Origin of the sequence: Streptomyces sp. NPDC006516 (assembly GCF_040611875.1) — a bacterium.
GTDB lineage: Bacteria > Actinomycetota > Actinomycetes > Streptomycetales > Streptomycetaceae > Streptomyces.
Genome location: NZ_JBEXPD010000002.1, coordinates 953,243 through 977,673, shown reverse-complemented (window position 1 = coordinate 977,673; position 24,431 = coordinate 953,243). Strand labels below are relative to the sequence as shown.

General features: G+C 70.6%; 25 protein-coding genes. 9 read left to right on the top strand and 16 right to left on the bottom strand.

Annotated features, from left to right (window positions below):
• Positions 1–169 precede the first annotated feature (169 nt).
• Both ABZY45_RS10660 and ABZY45_RS10655 read left to right on the top strand, forming a co-directional pair.
• A complete protein-coding gene (locus ABZY45_RS10660) occupies positions 170–3,970 on the top strand; it encodes a multifunctional oxoglutarate decarboxylase/oxoglutarate dehydrogenase thiamine pyrophosphate-binding subunit/dihydrolipoyllysine-residue succinyltransferase subunit (protein WP_356738212.1) in 3,801 nt (1,266 codons plus the stop codon).
• A gap of 90 nt (positions 3,971–4,060) precedes the next feature.
• A complete protein-coding gene (locus ABZY45_RS10655) occupies positions 4,061–4,240 on the top strand; it encodes a DUF6104 family protein (RefSeq protein ID WP_014048295.1) in 180 nt (59 codons plus the stop codon).
• Here ABZY45_RS10655 and ABZY45_RS10650 read toward each other — a convergent pair whose 3' ends face one another.
• Positions 4,241–5,122, bottom strand: coding sequence for a hypothetical protein (locus ABZY45_RS10650; RefSeq protein ID WP_356738210.1), 882 nt, complete (start codon positions 5,120–5,122; stop codon positions 4,241–4,243).
• A 174-nt stretch (positions 5,123–5,296) separates the two neighbouring features.
• Between ABZY45_RS10650 and ABZY45_RS10645 the strand changes: the two genes are divergently transcribed.
• On the top strand, positions 5,297–6,154 hold the full coding sequence (locus ABZY45_RS10645) for a DUF4097 family beta strand repeat-containing protein (protein ID WP_356738208.1): 858 nt from the start codon (positions 5,297–5,299) through the stop codon (positions 6,152–6,154).
• Between the two features lies 1 nt (position 6,155).
• Positions 6,156–7,133, top strand: a complete 978-nt coding sequence (locus ABZY45_RS10640) for a helix-turn-helix transcriptional regulator (protein WP_356738206.1) — start codon at positions 6,156–6,158, stop codon at positions 7,131–7,133.
• Between the two features lie 289 nt (positions 7,134–7,422).
• Here the strand turns inward: ABZY45_RS10640 and ABZY45_RS10635 are convergent, their stop codons facing one another.
• From ABZY45_RS10635 to ABZY45_RS10615, 5 genes are all read right to left on the bottom strand, one after another.
• Complete coding sequence (locus ABZY45_RS10635; protein ID WP_356738204.1) at positions 7,423–8,001, bottom strand: Clp protease N-terminal domain-containing protein; 579 nt, start codon at positions 7,999–8,001, stop codon at positions 7,423–7,425.
• Complete coding sequence (locus ABZY45_RS10630; protein ID WP_356738202.1) at positions 8,001–8,210, bottom strand: helix-turn-helix domain-containing protein; 210 nt, start codon at positions 8,208–8,210, stop codon at positions 8,001–8,003. The genes ABZY45_RS10635 and ABZY45_RS10630 overlap by 1 nt, the downstream gene beginning before the upstream one ends.
• 32 nt (positions 8,211–8,242) lie before the next feature.
• On the bottom strand, positions 8,243–8,788 hold the full coding sequence (locus ABZY45_RS10625; protein WP_356738201.1) for a GNAT family N-acetyltransferase: 546 nt from the start codon (positions 8,786–8,788) through the stop codon (positions 8,243–8,245).
• Complete coding sequence (locus ABZY45_RS10620) at positions 8,785–9,750, bottom strand: zinc-binding dehydrogenase (protein ID WP_356738199.1); 966 nt, start codon at positions 9,748–9,750, stop codon at positions 8,785–8,787. The genes ABZY45_RS10625 and ABZY45_RS10620 overlap by 4 nt, the downstream gene beginning before the upstream one ends.
• A gap of 197 nt (positions 9,751–9,947) precedes the next feature.
• Positions 9,948–11,183 (bottom strand): NADP-dependent malic enzyme, encoded by a 1,236-nt coding sequence (locus tag ABZY45_RS10615; RefSeq protein ID WP_356738197.1) that lies wholly within the window; start codon positions 11,181–11,183, stop codon positions 9,948–9,950.
• A gap of 522 nt (positions 11,184–11,705) precedes the next feature.
• Here ABZY45_RS10615 and ABZY45_RS10610 point away from each other — a divergent pair.
• From ABZY45_RS10610 to ABZY45_RS10600, 3 genes are read left to right on the top strand one after another with little or no spacing between them, the layout of a single operon-like run.
• Positions 11,706–12,665, top strand: coding sequence for an ABC transporter substrate-binding protein (locus tag ABZY45_RS10610; protein ID WP_356738195.1), 960 nt, complete (start codon positions 11,706–11,708; stop codon positions 12,663–12,665).
• 29 nt (positions 12,666–12,694) lie between these two features.
• Entirely contained in the window at positions 12,695–13,636 is a 942-nt protein-coding gene (locus ABZY45_RS10605; protein WP_356738193.1) for an amino acid ABC transporter permease, read from the top strand.
• Positions 13,633–14,394 (top strand): amino acid ABC transporter ATP-binding protein, encoded by a 762-nt coding sequence (locus tag ABZY45_RS10600; protein ID WP_356738191.1) that lies wholly within the window; start codon positions 13,633–13,635, stop codon positions 14,392–14,394. The genes ABZY45_RS10605 and ABZY45_RS10600 overlap by 4 nt, the downstream gene beginning before the upstream one ends.
• Before the next feature lie 74 nt (positions 14,395–14,468).
• On the opposite strand, the gene ABZY45_RS10595 is transcribed toward ABZY45_RS10600, so the two are convergent.
• The 3 genes from ABZY45_RS10595 to ABZY45_RS10585 form a co-directional block, all read right to left on the bottom strand.
• On the bottom strand, positions 14,469–15,260 hold the full coding sequence (locus ABZY45_RS10595; RefSeq protein ID WP_356738189.1) for a hypothetical protein: 792 nt from the start codon (positions 15,258–15,260) through the stop codon (positions 14,469–14,471).
• The gene (locus ABZY45_RS10590) at positions 15,257–15,760 is read right to left on the bottom strand and encodes a SigE family RNA polymerase sigma factor (RefSeq protein WP_356738187.1); all 504 of its coding nucleotides are present in this window, start codon (positions 15,758–15,760) and stop codon (positions 15,257–15,259) included. Before ABZY45_RS10590 ends, ABZY45_RS10595 begins: the two co-directional genes overlap by 4 nt.
• A 148-nt stretch (positions 15,761–15,908) precedes the next feature.
• Positions 15,909–16,664 (bottom strand): class I SAM-dependent methyltransferase, encoded by a 756-nt coding sequence (locus ABZY45_RS10585; RefSeq protein WP_356738185.1) that lies wholly within the window; start codon positions 16,662–16,664, stop codon positions 15,909–15,911.
• A gap of 102 nt (positions 16,665–16,766) precedes the next feature.
• Between ABZY45_RS10585 and ABZY45_RS10580 the strand changes: the two genes are divergently transcribed.
• Positions 16,767–17,396, top strand: coding sequence for a CGNR zinc finger domain-containing protein (locus tag ABZY45_RS10580; protein WP_356738183.1), 630 nt, complete (start codon positions 16,767–16,769; stop codon positions 17,394–17,396).
• On the opposite strand, the gene sodX is transcribed toward ABZY45_RS10580, so the two are convergent.
• Positions 17,300–17,737, bottom strand: coding sequence for a nickel-type superoxide dismutase maturation protease (sodX, locus tag ABZY45_RS10575; RefSeq protein ID WP_356738181.1), 438 nt, complete (start codon positions 17,735–17,737; stop codon positions 17,300–17,302). The two genes, ABZY45_RS10580 and sodX, sit on opposite strands and share 97 nt — an antisense overlap.
• A 179-nt stretch (positions 17,738–17,916) precedes the next feature.
• Here sodX and sodN point away from each other — a divergent pair, with 179 nt between their 5' ends.
• Positions 17,917–18,312 (top strand): superoxide dismutase, Ni, encoded by a 396-nt coding sequence (gene sodN / locus ABZY45_RS10570; RefSeq protein ID WP_145803274.1) that lies wholly within the window; start codon positions 17,917–17,919, stop codon positions 18,310–18,312.
• 135 nt (positions 18,313–18,447) lie between these two features.
• Here the strand turns inward: sodN and ABZY45_RS10565 are convergent, their stop codons facing one another.
• The 6 genes from ABZY45_RS10565 to ABZY45_RS10540 all read right to left on the bottom strand — a co-directional run bounded on the left by ABZY45_RS10565 (position 18,448) and on the right by ABZY45_RS10540 (position 24,323).
• Positions 18,448–19,329, bottom strand: a complete 882-nt coding sequence (locus ABZY45_RS10565; RefSeq protein ID WP_356738179.1) for an SDR family oxidoreductase — start codon at positions 19,327–19,329, stop codon at positions 18,448–18,450.
• On the bottom strand, positions 19,326–19,679 hold the full coding sequence (locus tag ABZY45_RS10560; RefSeq protein WP_356738177.1) for a DUF952 domain-containing protein: 354 nt from the start codon (positions 19,677–19,679) through the stop codon (positions 19,326–19,328). Before ABZY45_RS10560 ends, ABZY45_RS10565 begins: the two co-directional genes overlap by 4 nt.
• A gap of 9 nt (positions 19,680–19,688) precedes the next feature.
• Positions 19,689–20,693: an NAD-dependent epimerase/dehydratase family protein gene (locus ABZY45_RS10555; protein ID WP_356738175.1), complete on the bottom strand. Its 1,005-nt coding sequence runs from the start codon at positions 20,691–20,693 to the stop codon at positions 19,689–19,691.
• 135 nt (positions 20,694–20,828) lie between these two features.
• On the bottom strand, positions 20,829–21,497 hold the full coding sequence (locus ABZY45_RS10550; protein ID WP_356738173.1) for a DUF6304 family protein: 669 nt from the start codon (positions 21,495–21,497) through the stop codon (positions 20,829–20,831).
• 280 nt (positions 21,498–21,777) lie between these two features.
• Complete coding sequence (locus ABZY45_RS10545) at positions 21,778–22,821, bottom strand: family 2 encapsulin nanocompartment cargo protein polyprenyl transferase (protein WP_356738171.1); 1,044 nt, start codon at positions 22,819–22,821, stop codon at positions 21,778–21,780.
• A gap of 95 nt (positions 22,822–22,916) precedes the next feature.
• A complete protein-coding gene (locus ABZY45_RS10540; RefSeq protein ID WP_356738169.1) occupies positions 22,917–24,323 on the bottom strand; it encodes a family 2B encapsulin nanocompartment shell protein in 1,407 nt (468 codons plus the stop codon).
• Positions 24,324–24,431: the final 108 nt, after the last annotated feature.

Sequence of the window (24,431 nt, the reverse complement as noted above, 5' to 3'; positions counted from 1 at the left end):
AAGGGCAGCGGAACCCTGCTTGTTTCCCGCCATTTCATGCGCCGAAACCCGGCTTCGGATGTGATGTGCACGACGAAGACCGGCCCGGCCTGCACGTAACGGCTCGGGAGGCGTAGCCTTGATTTCCGCTGTCCATCACCTTGTGAAGCGGAAGAGGGCGGTTGCCGCCGTGTCGTCTCAGTCCCCCAGTAACTCGAGCATCTCGACCGATCAAGAAGCAGGCTCCGGGTCGAACCCGGCCGCCGCTTTCGGCCCCAATGAGTGGCTCGTCGACGAGATCTACCAGCAGTACCTCCAGGACCCGAATTCGGTCGACCGCGCCTGGTGGGACTTCTTCGCCGACTACAAGCCGGGCGCGTCCGGCACGGCGGACAAGCCCGTACCCGCACCCGCGGGAGCGGTGACACCGGCTCCGGCCGCCGCCGCGGAAGCACCCGCTCCGGCGAAGGCGCCCGCCGCGCCCGCCGCCCCTGCCCAGCCCGCGGCCCCCGCTCCGGCGAAGGCAGCGGCTCCCGCGAAGGCCGCCCCGGCACCCGCCGAGGCAGCCCCCGCCAAGGCCGCCCCGGCACCCGCGAAGGCAGAGGCCCCGGCCGAGGCCCCCGCGGGCCCGGAGTTCGTGACGCTGCGCGGCCCGTCGGCCGCTGTCGCGAAGAACATGAACGCCTCCCTGGAGCTGCCGACGGCCACGTCCGTCCGCGCGGTCCCGGTGAAGCTGCTCTTCGACAACCGCATCGTCATCAACAACCACCTCAAGCGCGCCCGCGGCGGGAAGATCTCCTTCACGCACCTCATCGGGTACGCGATGGTGCAGGCCCTCAAGGCCATGCCGTCGATGAACTACTCCTTCGCGGTGAAGGACGGCAAGCCGACCCTGGTCAAGCCGGAGCACGTCAACCTCGGTCTGGCCATCGACCTGGTGAAGCCCAACGGCGACCGCCAGCTCGTCGTCGCGGCCATCAAGAAGGCCGAGACGCTCAACTTCTTCGAGTTCTGGCAGGCGTACGAGGACATCGTCCGCCGCGCCCGCGTCGGCAAGCTCGGCATGGACGACTTCACCGGAGTCACCGCCTCGCTGACCAACCCCGGCGGCATCGGCACCGTCCACTCGGTGCCGCGCCTGATGCCCGGACAGGGCCTCATCATGGGCGTCGGCGCGATGGACTACCCGGCGGAGTTCCAGGGAACGTCGCAGGACACCCTGAACAAGCTGGGCATCTCGAAGGTCATGACCCTGACCTCGACGTACGACCACCGTGTCATCCAGGGTGCGGCGTCCGGCGAGTTCCTGCGCGTCCTGGCCCAGCTGCTGCTCGGCGAGAACGACTTCTACGACGAGATCTTCAAGGCGCTGCGCATCCCCTACGAGCCGGTCCGCTGGCTCAAGGACATCGACGCCTCACACGACGACGACGTCACCAAGGCCGCACGGGTCTTCGAGCTGATCCACTCCTACCGGGTCCGCGGCCACGTCATGGCCGACACCGACCCGCTGGAGTACCGCCAGCGCAAGCACCCCGACCTGGACATCACCGAGCACGGCCTCACCCTGTGGGACCTGGAGCGGGAATTCGCGGTCGGCGGTTTCGCCGGCAAGACGATGATGAAGCTCCGCGACATCCTCGGCGTCCTGCGTGAGTCGTACTGCCGCACCACCGGCATCGAGTTCATGCACATCCAGGAGCCGAAGGAGCGCAAGTGGCTCCAGGACCGGGTGGAGCGTCCGCGCCCCGCTCCGGAGCGCGAGGAGCAGCTGCGCATCCTGCGCCGCCTCAACGCCGCCGAGGCGTTCGAGACGTTCCTGCAGACGAAGTACGTCGGCCAGAAGCGCTTCTCCCTGGAGGGCGGCGAGTCCGTCATCCCGCTGCTCGACGCGGTCATCGACTCCGCCGCCGAGGCCCGCCTCGACGAGGTCGTCATCGGCATGGCCCACCGCGGCCGGCTGAACGTCCTGGCGAACATCGTGGGCAAGTCGTACGCGCAGATCTTCCGCGAGTTCGAGGGCAACCTCGACCCGCGCTCGATGCACGGCTCCGGTGACGTCAAGTACCACCTGGGCGCCGAGGGCACCTTCACGGGTCTGGACGGCGAGCAGATCAAGGTCTCGCTGGCCGCCAACCCCTCGCACCTGGAGGCCGTCGACCCGGTCCTGGAGGGCATCGCCCGCGCCAAGCAGGACATCATCAACAAGGGCGGCACGGACTTCACGGTCCTGCCCGTCGCGCTCCACGGCGACGCGGCCTTCGCGGGCCAGGGCGTCGTCGCCGAGACGCTCAACATGTCGCAGCTGCGCGGCTACCGCACCGGCGGCACCGTGCACGTGGTGATCAACAACCAGGTCGGCTTCACCGCCGCCCCGGAGTCCTCGCGCTCCTCGATGTACGCCACGGACGTGGCGCGCATGATCGAGGCGCCGATCATCCACGTCAACGGCGACGACCCGGAGGCCGTGGTCCGCGTCGCGCGGCTCGCCTTCGAGTACCGGCAGACGTTCAACAAGGACGTCGTGATCGACCTCATCTGCTACCGCCGCCGCGGTCACAACGAGGGCGACAACCCGGAGTTCACCAACCCGCAGATGTACACCCTGATCGACAAGAAGCGCTCGGTGCGCAAGCTCTACACCGAGTCCCTCATCGGTCGTGGCGACATCACGCTGGAAGAGGCCGAGCAGGCCCTCCAGGACTTCCAGGGCCAGCTGGAGAAGGTCTTCGCGGAGGTCCGCGAGGCCACCTCGGCGCCGTCCCAGCCGCATGTCCCGGACGTGCAGGCGGAGTTCCCGGTCGCCGTGAACACCGCGGTCTCCTCGGAGGTCGTGAAGCTGATCGCCGAGTCGCAGGTGAACATCCCCGACGGGATCACCGTCCACCCGCGTCTCCTGCCGCAGATGCAGCGCCGTGCCGCCTCCGTCGAGAACGGCACGATCGACTGGGGCATGGGCGAGACCCTCGCCATCGGTTCGCTGCTGATGGAGGGCACCCCGGTCCGGCTCGCCGGCCAGGACACCCGCCGCGGCACGTTCGGTCAGCGCCACGCGGTCCTCGTCGACCAGAAGACCGGCGAGGACTACACCCCGCTGCTCTACCTCTCCGACGACCAGGCCCGCTACAACGTCTACGACTCGCTGCTCAGCGAGTACGCGGCGATGGGCTTCGAGTACGGCTACTCGCTGGCCCGCCCGGAATCCCTGGTGATCTGGGAGGCCCAGTTCGGTGACTTCGTCAACGGCGCCCAGACGGTCGTGGACGAGTTCATCTCCTCGGCCGAGCAGAAGTGGGGCCAGACGTCCGGCGTCACCCTGCTGCTCCCCCACGGTTACGAGGGCCAGGGCCCGGACCACTCGTCCGCCCGTCCGGAGCGTTTCCTGCAGATGTGCGCGCAGGACAACATGACGGTCGCGATGCCGACCCTGCCGTCGAACTACTTCCACCTCCTGCGGTGGCAGGTGCACAACCCGCACCACAAGCCGCTGATCGTCTTCACCCCGAAGTCGATGCTGCGTCTCAAGGCGGCGGCCTCGAAGGTCGAGGAGTTCACCAGCGGCGGCTTCCGCCCGGTGATCGGCGACGAGACGGTCAAGGCCGAGGCGGTCCGCAAGGTCGTCTTCGTGTCCGGCAAGCTCTACTACGACCTCGACGCCGAGCGCGAGAAGCGTGGGGACACGGAGACGGCGATCATCCGTCTGGAGCGCCTGTACCCGCTGCCGGGTGCCGAGATCCAGGCCGAGATCGCCAAGTACCCGAACGCCGAGAAGTACCTCTGGGCACAGGAGGAGCCGGCGAACCAGGGTGCGTGGCCGTTCATCGCGCTCAACCTGATCGACCACCTGGACCTGGCCGTCGGCGCCGATGTGCCGCACGGCGAGCGCCTGCGCCGCATCTCGCGTCCGCACGGTTCGTCCCCGGCGGTCGGCTCGGCCAAGCGTCACCAGGCCGAGCAGACACAGCTGGTCGCCGAGGTCTTCGAGGCCTGATCAGCGGCTGTACGTCACCCGAGGGCCCGGCCCCGCGAGATGCTCGCGGGGCCGGGCCCTCGGGCGTTCCGGCCTCGTTATTCTTGTTCCATGTACTTCACGGACCGTGGCATCGAGGAACTGGAGAAGCGGCGCGGCGAGGAGGAGGTCACCTTCGAGTGGCTCGCCGAGCAGCTGCGTACGTTCGTCGACCTCAACCCCGACTTCGAGGTCCCCGTCGAGCGCCTGGCGACCTGGCTGGCACGGCTGGACGACGACGAGGACGAGTAGTCAGCTTCCGGGGCCGCTCCCGGCCGCACTTCTGAAACGGTTGTACGCGAGTCCCAGCACGCCCTGCACGAGCAGGAGCAGGCCGGCCGTGACCCAGCCGCCGCTGCGCCGCCGGGCGCCCCAGAGCGTGAGCGGGAGACCGGCGGCGATCTGCGCCGTCGCCACGGCGCGGGCCCTCGGGCCGAGCATCCACGGGCCGAGACTGCCGCTCTCCACGGCGTCGAGCTCCACACGGACGGCGTCGCGCCAGCCGGCCCATTCGATCTGCTCCGTCTCCGGGTGGATCCCCGCCACCGAGCGCAGCCGGTCCGCGGGCTCCCCGGGCGCGAGGCCGGGCGGCAGCGCCACTCCGGCCCGCGTGAGCACGGCGATCAGACCGCGAAGGCGGGCGTCGGCGTCCGTCCCGGGGTCCGCGCGGGTGAGCGCTTCGAGCTCCTGTACGTCGAGGACGGGGTCGAGCCCCAGCCGGGTGGCGAACGTCCGCATGGCCTCGTCCTCGGCGGCCGGGGTACCGTCGGCCAGCCAGATGTAGCCGACGGGGCGCCGGAAGCCCGAGGCGAGGGTGTATCCGGACCGGTCCCCGTCCCACCACAGGGCGATCACGGGCCAGGTCGACCCCACCGCGAGTGCGGTGGCCCAGCCGCCGACGACCCGGTCGACGGGTTCGGCGCCGTTGCCGCCCACCGCCTCGCCGTTGCCGCCCACCGCTCCGCCGTTCGTGTACCCGGCCCGCCGCCACGGCTTTCCCTCGGGGACGAGCACGCTCCAGCCCTCGCCGGCCGGCATCAGCAGCATGTGCTCCTGCAGGAGATGGGCCACGGGCCGTACGGTCTCGGGGTCGGCCCGGCAGAGGAGCAGGGCACCCACGGATGCAGCGGTCATGCCTCACACGCTAGGGCAATTTGCCTGCCTCTGAGTCAATTTGCACAGTCCCTCTTCACCGCCCTCGCCGCGAGCACCCCTCCTGTTCGGCCTTGACTTCCGCCATCCGCGATATATCGTGTTGTTCAGAAGACGCGATATGTTGCGTCACGCCACCTCATGGGAGGTCAGACCATGCCCGAGTCGACGTGGACCGTCGCCGAGCCCCGGAAGCTCACCTTCGACGACCCCGTGACGGCGCTCCACGTGCGCATCGTCGACGGCGCGGTCAACGTCGTGGGCACCGACGACACGACCGCGCGGCTGGAGGTGTCCGACATCGACGGCCCTCCGCTGGTCGTGACCCAGGAGGGCGGAACCCTTACCGTCACCTACCCGGACCTCCCATGGCAGGGCTTTCTCACCTGGCTCGACCGCAGAAACCCCCGCCGCCGCGCGGCGGTGTCCCTCGCGGTGCCCGCCGGTGCCGTCGTGGAGGTCGGCGTGGTCGGCGCGGAAGCGGTCCTCTCAGGAATCCGGGGCCGCACGGAGCTGCGGGGTGTCACCGGCGACAGCACCGTGGTGGGGCTGTCCGGCACCGTCCGGGCCGAGACCGTGTCCGGCAGCCTGGAGGCCCAGTCCGTCAGCGGCGACCTCCGCTTCCAGTCCGTGTCGGGTGATCTGACGGTCGTCGACGGCTCCGGCACTTCGGTGCGCGCCGAGTCGGTCACGGGCCACATGGTGCTCGATCTCGACGCCTCTTCGAAGCCGACCGACATCAGGCTGACGTCGGTCTCCGGAGAGATCGCCATCCGGCTACCGCACCCGGCGGACGCCAAGGTCGAGGCGAACACCGCGAGCGGTGCCGTCTCCAACGCCTTCGAGGATCTGCGCGTGGGCGGCCAGTGGGGCGCCAAGAAGATCACCGGCACGCTGGGCGCGGGCACGGGGAAGCTGAAGGCGACCACCGTCTCTGGCTCCATCGCCCTGCTGCGCCGCCCACCCGCCCAGGACCACACGTACGAGGCCGAGCCGACCGGAAAGGTGCTCTGACATGCCCCCCGTATTCGCCCACGGGCGCCTTCGCCTGTATCTCCTCAAGCTGCTCGACGAGGCCCCTCGCCACGGCTACGAGGTGATCCGGCTCCTGGAAGAGCGTTTCCAGGGCCTCTACGCCCCCTCGGCAGGCACCGTCTATCCGCGGCTGGCCAAGCTGGAGGCCGAAGGCCTGGTCACCCACGCCACGGAGGGCGGCCGGAAGGTCTACTCGATCACCGACGCGGGCCGGGCCGAGCTGGAGGGACGCGGCGCCGAGCTGGCCGACCTGGAGCTGGAGATCCGCGAGTCGGTCTCGGAGCTGGCCTCCGAGATCCGCGACGACGTGCGCGGGGCCGCGGGCCGGCTCCGCAAGGAGATGCGCGCGGCGGCCTCGGAGTCCAGGCAGACCTCCGCGCCCAAGGGCGGCGGCTGGGATGCCGGGTTCGGCGAGAAGGAGGCGTGGCGCACCGCGAAGGAAGAGCTGCGCAAGGCCAAGCAGGAGTGGAAGGAACAGGCCCGCAAGGCGATGGACGAGTCCCGCAGAGCCCGGGAGGACGCGGAGCAGGCACGCCGCCAGGCCCGGGAGGCACACGAGAACGCACGGCGGCAGATGCAGAACGCGGCCCGCCAGGTCCAGGAGCACTTCGCGCGCGGCGACTGGCCCACGGGTGTACGGGAAGGGCTCGCCGAGATCACAGGGCAGCTCGGCAGCTTCGCGAGCACCGGGACCTGGCCACACTACAGTCGCCCCGCCCCCGAGGAACCGGACATCGAATGGGCCGCGGACGCCGCGAGCACCGGCGACCCGGGCCGGGACCTGGACCGCTTGCTGGACCGCTTCCGCGACGACATCCGCGACGCGGCCCGGGACCATGGTGTCACCGAGAAACAGCTCACGGAAGCCCGCCATCACCTCGCCACGGCCGCGACCCGGATCGAGGGACTGCTGAAGGAGCAGGCCCAGGGGGCGAAGAAGGCTTCGGGCAACGCCTGACGGACACGGCCCTGGCGCGTGCGGGGCAGGTCCCGTACGCGCCGCGGGGACGTCCCGCCGGCGACGCACCGCCCACACGCGACAGCCCCGCACTGGACCGTACGGACCGGACAGCTGCCGGGCGGGCGGGGCGTTTCCGCGCGGACGGGCGGGGCGGGGCAGCTACGCGAGTGCGGGCCCGGCGGGGCGACTTCCATCCCGCCCGGCCCGCAGGGGACCGTGCGGGCGACGGCTTCCGCCCTCGGCGGTACGGCCTGGCGACCTCCGCCCGGGCCGGTGGTCGGCGGGGTCAGCCGGCCAGCGCCCGGCCTTGCCCCTCGCCCCCGGCGCCGTACAGCGCGCGTTCCACCGTGGCGTAGGTCGCGCCGTGTTCGGCGAGCACTTCGGCGACGACGCCTGGGCCGGCCGTCAGGGCCAGCAACAGGTGCTCCTCGCCGATGAAGCGGTCGCGTCGGCCGAGCGCGATGCGCAGGGACTTCTCCAGGATGCCCTTCGCACCCCCCGTGAAGGGACGGCGCCCCGACCACCAACGGCGGTTCGGGCGGTCGCTCGCCAGGACGCCTTCACCGTGCGCGTCCTCGACCCGTGCCACGATCTCGGTGACATCGATGCCGATACCGGCCAGCGCCTCCGTGTCGGCCTTGGTGAGTCCGCCACGGCGGCGGGCCTCGGCCAGTGAGGTCTCCAGCGAGGAGCGTCGGTCGGTCAGCCCGAGCGCCGCGACGGCGAAGGAGGCGCGACTGCCCTCCTGGTCCAGCAGGGAAAGCAGCAGATGCTCCTCGGTGACGGAGTCCGCGTCGGTCCGCTCCGCCAGGGCCGCCGCACCCGTCACGGTGGCGCGGGCGCCTTTGGTGAATCGCTCGAACATCAATGCCTCCCGTACTTCTTGTGCACGGCCTGCCTGCTGATACCCAGCTCGGCAGCGATTTCCTGCCACGACCAGCCCTTGGCGCGGGCGCTCCTCACCTGGACGGCTTCGAGTTGCTCCAGCAGACGCCGCAGCGCGGCGACGGCCCGCAGCCCGACGCGCGGGTCGTGGTCACCGGCACGTGCGGCGAGATCCGTTGCTTCGGTCATGGCGTCAACTTACGTTGACACCAGGACGCCTGTCAACCATCGTTGACGTCATCGGTGGCGAGGCGGGCATGCCGCTCCACGTCGTAGCGCTCGTCGCCGTAGCGGAGCTTCTTCCGGTCGATGCCCTCGGCGACGAAGCCGGCCCGCAGGGCGACGGAGCAGGAGGCGGGGTTGTTCGTCCGGTGTCCGAGCTCGAGCCGGAAGAGGTCCAGTTCGCCGAAGGCCCAGCGGGCCAGTGTTCTTAGGCCCGCCAGCGCGACGCCTCTCCCGCGCGCCGCCTCGACGGTCCAGTACGAGACCCAGCCGGTGCCGTGGACGTGGTTCACCGCCGCCACGGCCACGGACCCGAGTGGGACCCCCTCGCGGACGACGGCCCATGTGTACGCGGTGCCCGCCGCCCTCTCCTCCTCCCGGGCCGCGACCCAGTCCTGTGCCTCGGCCATGGACGTGACGGGCCTGCCGGCCTGGCGGGCCGTCTCCTCGGGGACGAAGGCTCGGAGGACGTCCGGCGCGTCCTCGGGCCGCCAGGGCCGAAGCAGCAGCCCTTGCGGCGCCGGCAGCTCGATCGCCCCGCTCATGAGGTGGTGAGGACGATCTTCCCGAACAGGTCTCCGGCGGCGAGCCGCTCGAAGCCCTCACGGGCGCGGTCCAGCGGCAGGGTCTCGTCGATGACGGGCCGTACCCCGGTCGCCGCACAGAACGCGAGCAGGTCTTCCAGCTCGTCCTTGGAGCCCATGGTGGAACCGACGACCTTGAGTTCCAGGAAGAAGATCCGGGTCAGTTCCGCGTGCGAGGGCCGGTCGCCGCTGGTGGCACCGGAGATGACCAGGGTGCCTCCGGGCCTCAGCGACTTGACCGAGTGGGACCAGGTCGCGGCCCCCACGGTCTCGATGACGGCGTCCACGCGCCCCGGCAGCCGTGCGCCCGGCTCGTACGCCTCGACGGCGCCCAGTTCGACGGCGCGCTTGCGCTTGGCCTCGTCGCGGCTGGTGGCGAACACCCTCAGCCCGGCGGCCTTGCCCAGCACGATCGCGGCGGTGGCCACGCCACCGCCCGCACCCTGCACGAGCACGGAGTCACCCGGCCGCACACCGGCGTTGGTGAAGAGCATGCGATAGGCCGTCAGCCAGGCGGTGGGCAGGCAGGCGGCCTGCTCGAAGCTGAGTTCCTTCGGCTTGGGCAGCACGTTCCAGCTGGGGACGGTGACCTGCTCGGCGAAGGTGCCCTGATAGCGCTCGGTGAGGATGGAGCGCGGCTCGTCCGGGCCGACCCCGTGGCCCGTCTGACCGATGACGGAGTGCAGGACGACCTCGTTGCCGTCCTCGTCGACACCGGCGGCGTCACAGCCGAGGATCATGGGCAGCTTGTCCTCGGCGAGGCCCACGCCGCGCAGGGACCAGAGGTCGTGGTGGTTGAGCGATGCGGCCCTGACCCGGACAGTGGTCCATCCGGGCCGTGCCTCGGGGGCCGGGCGTTCCCCCAGCTCAAGTCCGTCGAGGGGCCGGTCACGGTCGATGCGGGCTGCGTAGGCGGCGAACATGGCACGACGATAGGACGTGACGCGCCGTGACGTAACCGTTCGATGGTGTGACACACACCCCAGCGCGGGGCACGCGCCCGCCGACGGAGGGTGGCCGCACGCGAAACGGTCCGGCTCCACGGACGCGAAAGGGGCGGGACAGGAGCACGGTCGCGCGCGTGGCGCGCGTCCGTACCCCGTCCCGCCCAGTCCGGGCGTCAGCGCCGGGCGACACCCTCAGCGCGGGCGGCAGCGGCGACCGCGGCCGTGACCGCCGGAGCGACCCGCTCGTCGAACGGCGAGGGGATCACGTAGTCCGCGGCGAGCTCGTCCCCGACGACATCGGCAAGCGCGTTCGCCGCGGCGATCTTCATGCCCTCGGTGATGCGGGAGGCCCGCACCTGGAGCGCACCCGCGAAGATGCCGGGGAACGCCAGCACGTTGTTGATCTGGTTCGGGTAGTCCGACCGTCCGGTCGCCACCACGGCCGCGTACTTGTGCGCGACGTCCGGGTGGACCTCGGGGTTCGGGTTGGCCATGGCGAACACGAACGCGCCGGGAGCCATCGAGGCCACGGCCGCCTCGGGGACCGTACCGCCGGAGACGCCGATGAAGACGTCGGCGCCCGCCAGCGCCGTTTCCAGGGACCCGGTGATGCCGGCCCGGTTCGTGATCTCCGCCAGCTCGCGCTTGACGTCCGTGAGGTCCTCGCGGTCCCCGCTGACGATGCCCTTGCGGTCGGCGACGGCGACGTCACCGATGCCCGCCTCCAGCAGGAACTTGGCGATGGCCACACCGGCCGCCCCCGCGCCGGAGATGACGGCGCGCAGATCACCGAGCGTGCGGCCGGACAGCTTCGCCGCGTTGCGCAGGGCCGCGAGCGTCACCACGGCCGTGCCGTGCTGGTCGTCGTGGAAGACCGGGATGTCCAGACGTTCCTGGAGCTTGCGCTCGATCTCGAAGCACCGGGGCGCCGAGATGTCTTCCAGGTTGACCCCGCCGAAGGACGGCGCGAGGCGGACCACGGTGTCGACGATCTCGTCCGCGTCGGTCGTGGCGAGCGCGATCGGCACCGCGTCGACACCTCCGAACTGCTTGAAGAGGATCGCCTTGCCCTCCATCACCGGGAGGGAGGCCTCGGGACCGATGTCCCCCAGGCCGAGGACGGCGGTGCCGTCCGTGACGACGGCCACGACCTGGGACTTCCAGGTGTAGTCGTGGACGAGCTCGGGATTCTCGGCGATGGCGCTGCACACCTTCGCCACGCCGGGTGTGTACGCGAGGGACAGGTCGTCCTTGTCGCGGATCGGAACGGTGGCCTGCACGGCCATCTTCCCGCCGCGGTGCAGGGCGAACGCGGGATCGAAGGGCTCGTCGGCCCCACTGATTCCGGCCGTCCCGGCCATGCCGTCCGTCGTGCTGTCGCTGCGAGGATTGACGATCTCCGCTGCCATTGTGTTGACCCCTTAAGTCTTCATCAGTTGAGGGTGGCCACTCCTGGTTGAGGAGGGGTGGGCGGGCACCGCGTACGTTCCCGGCACTGAGCGGTTGGCCCGCTCCGGCAGGGGAGACACATACGCGCGGGCGCGCCGCACACGCGCCCTGAGCCCCGGATGAGGGGTGTAAAGGTCTTTCTTACCGGACGGACCGGGCCTCTTACGAGTCGGTATCGAATCGGTGACAAGACTCATAACCGAATATCTGGACAAGTCCACTAAGGACCACAAAGGCCGTCCGAAGGCCGAGACGCACCGGAGATTCTCCGGAGGAGCGTTCACTTCTCAGCAGATGGTCCGGCCGTGCCGTACCGCTCCGTTGAGGTTCGGGGGTCACCCGTTACCCGATTTTGACATGCCTGGCCCCCTGATTGGGTGAGTCCGAATGGCAAGATGCCCTAATCACACGAGGTGGCGACACTCGAAGGTGCGTGCGTGCCCACCTGACCAGCATTCCCTCACTGCCGGAGGATTCCGACCATGACCGCAAGCACCCTCTGCCGTACGACCGCGAAGTCCCGGATTGCCGCGGTCTGCGCAGTCGCGGTCGCCGGCACCCTGCTGCTGACCGCCTGTGGAGACCAGACGGACAGTGCCGGCAAGAAGGAGTCGGCTTCTGCCACCACGAAGGACGCGCCGCTCGCCGACCTCCTCCCCAAGGCCGTCAAGGACAAGGGCGAGATCAAGGTCGGGTCTGACATCGCGTACCCGCCGGTCGAGTTCAAGGACGAGTCCGGCAAGACGGTCGGCATCGACCCCGACCTCGCGGACGCCCTCGGCAAGCAGCTCGGCGTGAAGTTCGTCTTCGAGAACGGCACCTTCGACACGCTGCTCACGGGCCTGCGCTCGAAGCGCTACGACCTGGCGATGTCGGCCATGACCGACACCAAGGACCGCCAGGAGGGCGTCGACTCCGAGACGAAGAAGAAGGTCGGCGAGGGAGTCGACTTCGTCGACTACTTCACCGCGGGCGTCTCCATCTACACCAAGAAGGGCGACGACAAGGGCATCAGCACCTGGTCGGACCTCTGCGGCAAGAAGCTCGTCGTCCAGCGCGGCACGGTCTCCCACGACCTCGCGAAGGCCGAGAGCGCCAAGTGCGGCAGCAAGGGCAAGATCGCCATCGAGGCGTTCGACAACGACCTGGAAGCCCAGACCCGCCTCCGCGGCGGCGGCGCCGACGCCGGTTCCTCCGACTTCCCGGTCGCCGCGTACGCGGTGAAGACCTCGGGCGGCGGCAAGGACTTCCAGCTGGTCGGCGAGCAGGTCGAGGCGGCCCCGTACGGCATCGCCGTCGCCAAGGGCAACGACGAACTCACGAAGGCGATCGAGGCCGCACTGAACGCAATCATCGAGAACGGCGAGTACGCGAAGATCATCGCGAAGTGGGGCGTCGAGGCCGGCGCGGTCACCGAGGCGAAGATCAACGGCGGATCCTGACCGGGTTCCGGCGCTGAAAGGCAACATCTGTGACTGACATCAAGAAGGCGGGCCCGGCGGTCACCCCGCCCACCCCGTCGGCGGGGCCGGAGGCGATCAAGGCCATCCCGGTGCGCCACTACGGCCGGTACGTCTCGGCGGTCGTCGCCCTCGGCCTGCTGGCCTCGCTGGTCTACGCGTTCGCGCAGGGCGACATCAACTGGAACGCGATCCCCGACTACTTCTTCGACGACCAGATCCTCGAGGGCGTCAAGAACACGGTCATCATCACGGTTCTGTCGATGATCATCGGCGTCGTGCTGGGCATCGTGCTCGCCGTGATGCGGCTGTCCAAGAACCCGGTGACGACCTCCATAGCCTGGGGATACATCTGGTTCTTCCGCGGCACCCCGGTCTACGTACAGCTGCTGGTCTGGTTCAACCTCGGCATCGTGTTCGAGTACATCAACCTCGGACCGGTCTACAAGGACGAGTGGTCGTCCTTCATGACGCCGTTCCTCTGCGCGCTGCTCGGGCTGGGGCTCAACGAGGCCGCGTACATGGCGGAGATCTGCCGGGCGGGCCTCCAGTCGGTCGACGAAGGACAGACCGAGGCGGCGCACGCCCTGGGCATGAGCCACGGCAAGACGCTGCGCCGGATCGTCGTCCCGCAGGCGATGCGGGTGATCGTGCCGCCGACGGGCAACGAGGTCATCAACATGCTGAAGACCTCCTCGCTCGCGGTCGCCGTCCAGTACACCGAGCTGCTGCGCTCCACCCAGAACGTCTCGCAGACCTCGGGTGCCACCGTGGAGATGCTGTTCCTGGCCGCGGCCTGGTACATGGTGCTCACCTCGGTGCTCAGCGTCGGCCAGTACTACCTGGAGCGGTACTACGCGCGCGGCTCCAGCCGCAGCCTGCCGGACACCCCGTTCCAGAAGATCAGGGCCACCATGCTGTCGCTGGGCCGCCCGAAGGGAGGCGCCGCATGACCGCCATGGTGAAGGCCGAGGGCGTCCACAAGTCCTTCGGCCCCGCGCACATCCTCAAGGGCATCGACCTGGAGGTCGCCCCCCGTGAGGTGTTCTGCCTGATCGGCCCGTCCGGCTCCGGCAAGTCGACGTTCCTGCGGTGCATCAACCACCTGGAGCAGATCAACGCCGGCCGGCTTTACGTCGACGGCGACCTGGTCGGCTACCGCCAGAAGGGCGACAAGCTCTACGAGCTCAAGGACAGCGAAGTCGCGCTGAAGCGCCGGGACATCGGCATGGTCTTCCAGCGCTTCAACCTGTTCCCTCACATGACGGCCATCGAGAACGTCATGGAGGCCCCGGTCCAGGTCAAGGGCGAGGCCAAGGCCGTGGCCCGGGCCCGCGCGGAACGCCTGCTCGACCGGGTCGGCCTGTCCGACAAGGCGAAGAACTACCCCTCGCAGCTCTCCGGCGGACAGCAGCAGCGTGTGGCCATCGCGCGCGCCCTGGCCATGGAACCGAAGCTGATGCTCTTCGACGAGCCGACCTCCGCGCTCGACCCGGAGCTCGTCGGCGACGTCCTGGACGTCATGCGCGGACTGGCGGAGGAGGGCATGACGATGATCGTCGTCACCCACGAGATGGGCTTCGCCCGTGAGGTCGGCGACGCGCTGGTCTTCATGGACGACGGCGTCGTGGTCGAGTCCGGCCACCCGCGCGACGTACTGACCAACCCGCAGCACGACCGGACGAAGTCGTTCCTGTCGAAGGTGCTGTAACCCGTCGCACGGCGAGGAGGGCGGTACGGACCGGGTCCGTGCCGCCCTCCTCGCTGTCCGCCCCGTGCCCTCCGCTACTTCTTCTGCCCGGACTGCTCCGCCGGCACCAGCTCCGGGCGCAGCAGCAGGGTGCGCAGTTGCTCACGGTCCAGCGGAGTGCTCTTGAGCAGCGGCCCCTGCGACCTGCTGCCCTCGTAGCCGGTGCTGGCGCGCGCGGCCAGCAGCGAACCGTCCTTCAGCACGAGACGGGCGGTGAGTTCGGGACCCCACTGCGGTGTGCCGCCGTCGCCGTAGTCCATCGCGTCGCGCCAGATCGTCAGGATCCGGCCGTCCGGCAGTTCCTCGCGCACGCACTCCGACCGGGGCGGCTCCTTGCCGCGGGCCACGCAGAGGTCGTCGTCGGGGTCCGTCCCCGCGAGCTTGCGGACCACCTGGGCGCGGGGCATGTAACCGAGGGTGAGGAAGCCGACGCCTCCGTCCCTGCGGACGGAGTACTGCCCGTCCAGCGGACCCACGTAGGTCTCCTTGGCCTGCTCGGGTGTCGCGTTCTTGATGAGGACGGCGAGGGAGACCTGTTCGACGCTTCCCACTCCGTCCGGAAGCAGCGCTGTCAGCCGCTCCGCCCTGTCCCGGGGGCCGCTCTTCTCTGGAGCGGCCGCCACCTGCGTCTGCTCCACCCCCTGCCCGGCGGTGAAGCCCGGGAGCGCGAGCGCTCCCGCCGCCACCACGGCCAGCGCGGCACCCGATACGGCGACACGACGCCCGCGGCGCACCCGGCCGGCTCGCGCGTACACCGCCTCGGTGGAGACCCCGGGCTGTCCCGCCCCTTCGGCGGCCCGCCCCAGCAACTCGCGCACGTCGTTCATACAAGTTCCTCCGCCATGTCCGCCGTCATCACGGCGCGCAGCGCCGTCAGTCCCCGAGCCGTGTGGCTCTTGACCGTGCTCTCCCGCATCCCGAGCAGTTCGGCCGTGGCCTGGACGCTCAGGTCCTCCCAGTAGCGCAGCACCAGCACCGCCCGCTGCCTGGCCGTGAGCCGGGCGAGCGCCGCCCGGACCATGAGGCCCGTGTCCGCTTCCGCGTGTTCGCCGGCGTTGTCGGGCAGTTCGCCGTACGGGCGCTCGCGCCGCCAGAAGCGACGGCGCGCGGCGATGTGGGTGTTGACCAGCGTCTTGCGCGCGTACGCCTCGATGTTGTCGAGCCGCCCGTGCCTCTTCCCGCCGAGCACGACCTTGACCAGCGTCGTCTGGACCAGGTCCTCGGCCTCGTGCCGGTCGCCGCACAGCAGGTAGGCGCTGCGGAACAGCGCCGCGCGTCTGTTCTCCACGAACGCGTGCAGTGCCGCGTCGTCCTCGATCCGTGCCATCGGCGCCCCTTCCCGGGTCCGCGGAGGCGGACCGTCTCACCCTTCCAGTGCGCCGGAACGGGCCGAGGGTTGCAGGGGGCGGCGAAAAGATGACGAGGGGCGGCCGGAGCCACCCCTCGTCCTTCGCCTCTCCGCCCCTTCACCTGCGTTACTTCACGGCGAGCACCAGGCTGTCCGAGGGCGAGGCCCAGACCGCGCGCGCCTCTCCGAAGCCCGCCTCGCGGAGGGTGCGGGCGTGCCAGTGGACCGAGGGCATGTCGCCGTCCGCGTGCTCGCCGTAGATCGCGAACCGCTCGGCGGTGGGCCCCGCGAGGGCGGGGTCTTCGGCCGCCAGGGCCCACCACGCGGCCCAGTCCACGGCGCCTGCGGCCTTCGCCCGGTCCATGGCGGCGTGCCGGTGGGCGCGCTCGGCCTCGTTGATGCGCGGGGTGGTGGTGTCGATCATGTGGTCCGCGTTCATGAACACCCCGCCGTCCCTGACCAGCCCGCCGATCTGCCCGTACAGGGCCGCGAGCGGTTCAGTGTGCAGCCAGTGCAGCGCGGTGGCGGTGAGCACGGCGTCGTAGGAGGTGTGCGGGAGCCGCTCGGTCCAGGCCGCGTCCTTCAGGTCGGCGGTCACGAAGGTGACCCGGTCGTCCCCGTCGAAGGTGCCGCGGGCGATGGCGAGCAGCGCGGGGTCGAGGTCGACGCCCGTGCTGGTGGCCTTGGGGAACCGCTTGAGGAGCCGGTCCGTAATACTTCCCGTACCGCACGCGAGATCGAGCACTCTCGGTTCGGGCCCCACGACGGCCTCGACCATGTCCAGCATCACCCGGAACCGCTCCTCACGGTCCGGCATGTACCACTCCTGCTGCCGGTCCCAGCTCTCCTGCCAGGACTGCCAGTCGGTGCCCGTACCTGTCATCCGAACCTCCACCTGTACCCGTACGCGTAAGACTCATTGAGCACGACCGCCCATTACACTGGTCGACACAGCGACCATAGACCGACGCCGTAAGGACTACAAGTGGAACTGGCCTATTACTCGGACTACGCCGTGCGTCTGGTCAACACCGAGGAGCCGGCCCGCGACAAGGACAGCCTCACGACGGTCGAGGCCGTGCGCGAGTTGTTCGGCGCCAGCGCGCAGGCGGCCCGCCGGGCCACCGACGGCGACGTGACCCGCTTCCGGTCCGTCCGGGCGCGCTTGCGCGCGGTCTTCGAGGCCGCGGACGACGGCGACGAGACCCTCGCCGTCGATCTGCTCAACTCCCTGCTGCTGGAGTTCCCCGTGAGTCCGCAGATCTCCGGACACGACACCCGGGACGAGGACGGCAAGCCGGACTGGCACATGCATCTCGCCGACCACCCCTCGAACGCGACGGCAGGGTTCGCGGCGATCGCGGCGATGGGCCTGGCCTTCCACCTGACCTCGCACGGGGTGGACCGGCTCGGCCTCTGTGAGGCGGCACCGTGCCGCAACGCCTACCTCGACACCTCCACCAACCGCTCGCGGCGCTACTGCTCGGACCGCTGCGCGACCCGGGCCAACGTGGCCGCCTACCGGGCCCGCAAGCGCCTGGAGACGGACCGCTCCGAGGAGACCCGACGGACGGCGGACACCGCCCAGCCCAGCACTCCGAGCACCGACCGCTGATCCTTGCCCAGCGGCCGGTAACGGGCCCGCGCCCTGGCCAGCACGAGTTCCTCGGGGACCGTCCCGTAGTCCGTACTGTCACCGCCCGCGTACGAGTTGTCGCCCAGCACCCACCAGCCGTTGCCGCGCCGCTCGGCAGCGCGCTTGACGACCAGCAGGTCCTGCTGGAACGGGTGACGCAGGATCACCACGTCCCCTGGGCGCACAGGCGCCCCGTACTGCACGAGCAGCCAGTCCCCGTGGTACAGCGTGGGCACCATCGAAGGACCCGTCACCTCCACGACCTGGAACGGCCTCCGCGCCGCCCGCCCGCTCCCTGACCCCTGCGCCGGTTCCGGCATGTGTGGCACCTCCCGGTCCATCCTCCAGTACACCGCTGCGCGCACCGTCCGTCTTTTCGGCCCACCGTCCCATCCTCACCCCGGACTTTTGGCCTAAGCCCCAGGGGGCAGCCACAAAAAGCCGCTTCCCACGGAGTAATGTCCCACCTGAGAAGACGATCACGAGGAAGGACAGCTCCATGCTTTCCCGCCTGTTTGCCCCCAAGGTGAAGGTCAGCGCGCACTGCGACCTGCCCTGCGGTGTGTACGACCCGGCCCAGGCCCGCATCGAGGCGGAGTCCGTCAAGGCCGTCCAGGAGAAGTACCAGGCCAATGAGGACGCGGACTTCCGCACCCGCGCCGTTCTGATCAAGGAACAGCGTGCCGAGCTCGCGAAGCACCACGTCTCGGTGCTCTGGAGCGACTACTTCAAGCCCCCGCACTTCGAGAAGTACCCGGAGCTGCACCAGCTGGTCAACGACACCCTGAAGGCGCTCTCCGCGGCCAAGGGTTCGAACGACCCGGCCACGGGCCAGAAGGCTCTGGACCTGATCGCTCGCATCGACGAGATCTTCTGGGAGACCAAGAAGGCGTGACACGTGCCCGGCACGTCCGGCCCGCTCCCATCGGGGTCGGACCGTCCGGCTGACCGCACCCGGCCCGCAGGCCGCCGGCAACGGCTGCTCCCGCGGGCCGGGTGCGGTTTCTCGTTTTCGGGCGAGGGGGCGCGGTCAGCTGCCCGGCAGGAGGTGGCGGTAGCTGTCCGGGTTCTCCAGGAGGTAGGTGCCCAGGCTCTGCGCCGGGTGGCCCGTGAGGGTGGGGACGGCCTGCGATACCGTCTCCAGTTCGCCGGCCGCGATCGCCTCGTACGAGGTGACCCAGCCGGCCACCTCCCACTCCTCGGCGCCGTAGTGGGCGCGGGATGCGTAGGCCTCCTCGGCGGTCTCGGGTACGTACCGGATCGTGCGGCCGGTGCGGCGGCTCAGCTCACCGGCAGCCTCCGCGAGGGTGAACGCCTCGGGGCCCGTGAGGTCGTACGTCGCCCCGTCGTGGCCGGTTCCCGCGTCCAGCAGGACGGCTGACGCCGAGTCCGCGATGTCCTGGTGGGAGACGGCCGAGACCCGCCCCTCCCCTGCGGGGCCGCGCAGGATGCCGTCCGTGCCCGTCATCGCGGGGATCGCCGCCAGATACCAGCTGTCCCGCAGGAAGGTGTGGCGCACCCCGGACACCCGGATGTGTGCCTCGGTGTGCCAGTGGTCGCGCGCGAAGGTGAACGTGGCGTCCGGTGCCGCGCCGAGGAACGACACGTAGACGATGCGCTCGACGCCCACAGCGAGGGCCGCGTCCACGGCGGTGGTGTGCTCCAGGACCCGGCCGGGGCTCTCGTGCGCCGAGACGAGGAACAGGGTGTGCGCACCGTCCAGGGCACGACGCATGGCGTCGGCGTCGCCGTACGGAGCGGGCGGCGCGGCGACCGCGCCGGAGAGCCGGGGCAGGCGCGACGGGTCCCGGCCCAGGAGCCGGACCGGGACACCCGCCCGGGCCAGTCTCGCGGCCACCCTGCCGCCCACCGCTCCGCTCGCGCCGGTCACCGCTACCAGAGGAATGGTCATCCCGCCTCACCCCCCGCGCGCGAGGAGTGTGCGGCCCAGGGGCGCACCTCGACGACGGCGTCGGCGGGAAGCGGTCCGTAGATGTGCGGGAACTCCTCACCACCGGGCTCCATGGCCTCGTACCGCACAGGGGCCGGGAGCCGGCCCGGGTCGATGACCAGCACCACCAGCCCCTGGTCGTCCGTCCCGTACACCGCCTGGGCCACGGTGGGCAGTTGATGGGGCAGCGAGCAGTGGATGAACCCTTCCTCGCGCAGGGTGCGGCCCCGGGTGGACATCTCGTACGTCCCGGCCTTCCGGGCGGCCTCCCACAGGGGCTCTTCGGTGAGGTGCAGCAGGTGTTCGGTCATCGGGCCACGCTAAGGGCTGCCGGGTGCCGAGAGGAGCTTCGCCTCCGTCTGCGCGTCGAGGCCGACGGACGGGCGGTCGGGCCGCTGCGGGGCGGTGCCCCCTCTCCCGCGCAGCCAGGTCCAGGTGTCCGCGACGGTCTCGGCGACGGGTCTGCACCGCAGGCCGGCGGCGTGCGCCTTGGTGACATCGCCCTGATGCAGGGTGTCGTACAGCTCTCCGGCCGGCAGCCAGATCGGCAGGTCCGTCCACGGTTCGACGCCGGCGGCCAGGATCACCTCCGGGTCGGTCCAGCGCAGTTGTGCGACGTCGCCCGTGACGCGGACGCAGGCCTCCAGCAGCTCGCCCATGGTGGTGTGCCCCGGGTGGCTGACGGTGTTGTACGCCCCACCCAGGCCGTCCGCCGCGGCGTCCAGGAGCCACTGGGCGAGGTCCCTGGCGTCGATGTACTGGAGTGCGGCGTCCGGTGGCCCCGGCGCGATCACCGGACCGCCCCGTGCCGTCCTGGACAGCCACCACGGCAGCCGGCCGATGTTCTCGCCGGGGCCGAGGATCAGCCCGGCCCTGGCCAGCAGGGCGCGCTCGCCGAAGGCATCGAGGGCGGCCAGCTCCCCGCCGCGCTTGGCCTCGGCGTACGGGACGTCCGCCCCCGCCTCCGGGGAGGCTCCGGCGACCAGCGGGCCGTCCTCCGTGAGGCCTGCCGGGGCGGGGTATGCGTAGACCGATCTGCTGGAGACGTAGCTGAAGTGCCCGGCTCTGCCCGACAGCATGCGGGCGGCGTCCCGCACGGCCGAGGGAGCGCCGCTCCAGGTGTCGACCACCAGGTCCCAGCTGCCGCCGGCCAGCGCGGCAAGACCCGTCTCGCCCGCGGTCCGGTCACCGGTCAGCGACAGCACCCCGGCCGGTGGCGGGTGGTGGCCGCGGTGGAAGACGGTCACCTCCCAACCCCGGGCGAGCGCCGCGTCGGTGACCGCACGGCCGACGAACTCCGTGCCGCCCAGCATCAAGATCCTCATGCGGTGAGGCTGCCCGCCGGGACGCGTCGAGGAAACCGGACCTCGCTGTCGGCAGAACGGGGAACCCCGGCTCCGGCCGTGCCGTCCTGCCCCCGCCTCGCCAGGTCCGGTCCGGCGAGGTCAGGTCAGGTCAGGTCAGGCGAGTTCGAGCGGGAAGGCGCCTCGGTGACCGGTGCCGGCGCCGTGTGCCGGACGCGGTTCGAACTCCCGGCAGCTCCATATCTCCTGGACGAACCCGCTCCGCCGGTCCCACAGTCCGGCGACGTCCTGGCCGCCCGCCACGTCGCGGTAGGCGTCCTTCGCGCCGCGGAAGCAGGCGAGCCCGCCGGACAGGCCGCGAACGGGAGCCGGGAAGTAGTCGGAGAAGGCGCAGGCTATGCAGGACTGGAGATGCATGTCCGGCGGCAGGATGCGCTGGACCGTGGCCAGGGCAGCCGCGAAGTCGCCCTCGGCGCGGTTCGACTCGTATACCGCCCCGTCCAGATGAAGGGCGAGATACAGATCCGGGTCGGCCCGGCGCAATGACAGCAGGCAGCTGAGGGTTGCCTGGCGGACCGTGCCGGACACGAGGACCGGGAGCGGAAGATCCCACTCCAGCACGCAGTCGCCGAGTACACCGTCCACCAGGTCGAACAGCCCCTCCTGGGCCGGGGCGCCCGCGGCGGGCCCCAGACGGTCGAAGCTCTCGCCCTCGAAGTCCGTTCCCCGGACGCGGATACGGAGCTGCTGCCCGTCCGTGGTGAAAATGACGGCCTCGGAACCATGACGGTCCCGGTACCAGCCTGCCCACGACTCATCTGTCATGAGCAGGGACTGTAGTCCGTACCCAGGTGCCCGCCGGTGGCACCCTCCCCTTCCGGCACCACGGGGCCCGGCACGCCCTCAGCAAGCCCTGGAGGCAGGCCACATGAGGTATGGCGACGCTCCGTCAGGAGGGTGGAGGCGGCCCGGTCACCGCCCCGGGCCATGCTCCCTCCCCGTACACCGAAGGCCGGCCCCGTCTCTGCCGCTTCCTGCAACCGGGCCCGGGCCGCGGGGGAACCGCGGGGTCCGGGTGCCGGAGCCGGCCCATGGGCGTCTGTGCTCAGTGCGTTCGGCGGGTGACGAACTCCGCGAGGGCCAGCAGGTCCCCGGCAGCGTCCGCCCCGGGCACCGCGACGGACAGATGATGCACCGCACGGGCCATCCGGTCCGCCGCGGCGGTCTGCGCCCAGTCACGGCCGCCGGCCCGGTCGACCGCGTCCGCGGCCATCCTCACCTCCCCTTGTGTGTTCAGGGCGCCCCTGTAGAGCGCCGCCAGTTCGTCCGCGGCCGGGGTGCCCGACGTGAGCGCCGCGACCACCGGAAGCGATTTCTTGTGGGCGGTCAGATCCGCCCCGGCCGGCTTGCCCGTACGGTCCGTGTCCCCCCAGATGCCGATCAGGTCGTCGATGAGCTGGAAGGCGAGCCCCGCTTCGCGCCCGAAGCCGTCCATGGCCCGGACCTCGCGCTCCCCCGCGCCGCTGTAGAGCGCCCCCAGTGCGCAGGCGCAGCCGAGCAGGGCGCCTGTCTTGGCCATGGCCATGGCGAGGCACTCGTCCAGCGTCACGTCGTCGGGGCCGCGCTCCTCCAGGGCGCAGTCGGCCTGTTGTCCCGCGCAGAGTTCGATGACGCAGGCGGAGAGCCGCACCGCGGCATGTGCGGACGCCGGGTGCGGGTCGTCCGCCAGCAGCCGCAGCGCGAGGGCGAGCATCGCGTCCCCCGTGATGACGGCGTCCGGCACACCGAACATCGCCCAGGCCGTGGGTCGGTGACGCCGGGTGGTGTCCTCGTCGATGACGTCGTCGTGGAGCAGGGTGAAGTTGTGCACGAGCTCGACGGCCACGGCCGCCCTCATCGCCGCCTCCGGATCGCCGCCCAGGGCGCGGGCGGCCGCCAGGACGAGCGCCGGTCTGATGGCCTTGCCGGCCGCCCCGGAGGCGGGCGTGCCGTCGGCGTTCTGCCAGCCGAAGTGGTACATGGCGACCCGGCGCATCGCTCCGGGCAGCGTCTCGACGGCGGCCCGGAGGTGCGGGTCGACGGCGTTGCGGGTGTGCTCCAGAAGCACGGCGGCCTTCCGCCCCTCCATCGCCGCATCCGTACTGGTCATGGTCACGGTCAGTCCTTCCCGGGCGCCCCGTGGCACCTTGGTCGCGGCCTCGGCCTTCCGGGGCCCGGGCGGTGGGCGCCCGGGCCCGGGGAGCGTCACCGCCAGCGGCTCACCTCCACGTTCTCCAGGACGCCGAGGGCGTCCGGGACCAGGATGGCCGCGGAGTAGTACGCCGTCACGAGGTACGAGATGATCGCCTGCTCGTCGATACCCATGAACCGCACCGAGAGGCTCGGTTCGATCTCGTCCGGGATACCGCTCTGCTGGAGCCCGATGACGCCCTGGTCGGCCTCACCGGTCCTCATGCAGATGATCGACGTGGTGCGGGCGTCGGTGACCGGGATCTTGTTGCACGGGAAGATCGGGACCCCCCGCCAGGCGGGCACGTGGTGCCCTCCGACCTCGACGCTCTCCGGCACCAGGCCACGCTTGTTGCACTCGCGGCCGAAGGCCGCGATGGCCCGGGGGTGGGCGAGGAACAGCTTCGATCCGCGCCGCCGCGACAGGAGCTCGTCCATGTCGTCGGGGCCCGGCGCTCCGTCGTGCGGCTGGAGCCGCTGCCCGTAGTCGCAGTTGTTGAGCAGGCCGAACTCGCGGTTGTTGATGAGCTCGTGCTCCTGACGCTCACGGAGCGCCTCGACCGTCAGCCGCAACTGCTGCTCGGTCTGGTTCATCGGCTGGTTGTAGAGGTCGGCCACCCTGCTGTGGACCTTCAGGACGGTCTGCGCGACGCTCAGTTCGTACTCACGCGGCGCCGATTCGTAGTCGACGAAGGTGTGGGGCACGACGCTCTCACCCACGTGTCCCGCCGAGAGGTCGATCGCCGCCTCGCCGTAAGGGTTGGTGCGCTGGTGCGGGATGGCGAGCAGTCCCGCGAGGTGGTCGCGGAGCGAGTCGGCGCGGGCGGCGAGGTTGAGCACGTCTGACCGGCGCAGGGTCAGCAGCGTGCAGGCGGTCACCGCCCGGGCCGTGTACTCCCAGGTCGCGTCGCCGTCCACGAGGACGTGGTCGCCGAAGTAGGCCCCGTCCGCGAGGACCCCGAGCACCGTCTCGTCGCCGTACGGCCCGGACCCGATCTTCTCGACCTTTCCGTGGGCCAGCAGATGGACGCGGTCCGCGGCGTCGCCCGCCGCCGCGAGCACCTCACCCGCAGCGACGTCACGCTGTTCGCACCTGCGTGCCAGCTCGGCCAGCACGTCCTCGTCCTCGAAGTCGCGCAGGGCCGGGAGTTCGCCGAGCTCGACGGGGATGACCGTGACCCGGTCGCCCGTCTGCACGAACGTCACCCGGCCGTCTCCCACCGAGTAGCTGAGGCGGCGGTTCACCCGGTAGGTGCCGCCCTGCACCTGAACCCACGGCAGCATGCGCAGCAGCCACCGCGAGGTGATCTCCTGCATCTGCGGGGCGGACTTGGTGGTCGTCGCGAGGTTCCGCGCAGCCGCTGTGCCGAGACTCTGCTGCGGCTGCGGCTGCGTGTCCCGAACCTCTTCACCAACGGACATCCGAAATCCTCTCGATCATGGGCTGACCTGCGAGAAGAAGACTTCCAGCCGAAGGACTCCGTGCGCTATTACACAAAAGAGTGTGACTAATCGGGCTTGGGCGGGGCA